The organism is Aeromonas piscicola (genome assembly GCF_000820005.1).
Lineage (GTDB): Bacteria > Pseudomonadota > Gammaproteobacteria > Enterobacterales > Aeromonadaceae > Aeromonas > Aeromonas piscicola.
On the sequence record NZ_CDBL01000020.1, the window covers coordinates 1 to 552 of the forward strand.

The following is a 552-nucleotide window of genomic DNA, read 5'->3' on the forward strand; positions in this document are numbered from 1 at the left end:
GGCTTTCGTCCACGCTGGCACTCAGGCGCGGCGCTTCCTCCGCCAACCCGGCACTCGGGCCGTCATCTTCAAACCGGAATACCCCGCCAGTCCCCACATCAATGGCCGCACTGGCGCTGTCGCCGTCGGCATCCGTCACGGTTTGCACCAGGGTCAGTACTCCGCTGCCCAGGCTCAGCGCCACGCTGTCATCCGCATTGTTGGTATCGCCGTGCCAGACATTATCCAGCAGGGCAAGCGTCACTTCCCCGGTGCTCGGGTTGATGGTCAGCGTGAAGTAATCCACCCCACCGGCACTGCCGGTGATGACGTTACCCACCTGGTTCAGCACGATGGCCTCACCTTGCCCAGCGGGAGCTTGCGGATCCACCGCAAACAGGCCGCTGACCACGTTGCTGCCCGTGAGCGCCAGACTATAACCAATCGTGCCCGCCCCATCGGCCCCGAAGGCCGGATTGAATTGGGCTTGTACCAGCGCGGCACTCAGGCTGGCGCTGGCGACGCCATCACTGCCCGCACCGCCCAGCGCTGCCAGGCTTTCGTCCACGCTGG

Annotated in this window: 1 protein-coding gene; it reads right to left on the reverse strand. The window is 65.2% G+C overall.

Going from position 1 to position 552, the window contains the following annotated elements; translation table 11 throughout:
- A partial coding sequence (locus BN1128_RS04155; RefSeq protein ID WP_042866498.1) for a DUF5801 repeats-in-toxin domain-containing protein occupies positions 1-552 on the reverse strand: 552 nt, incomplete at both ends.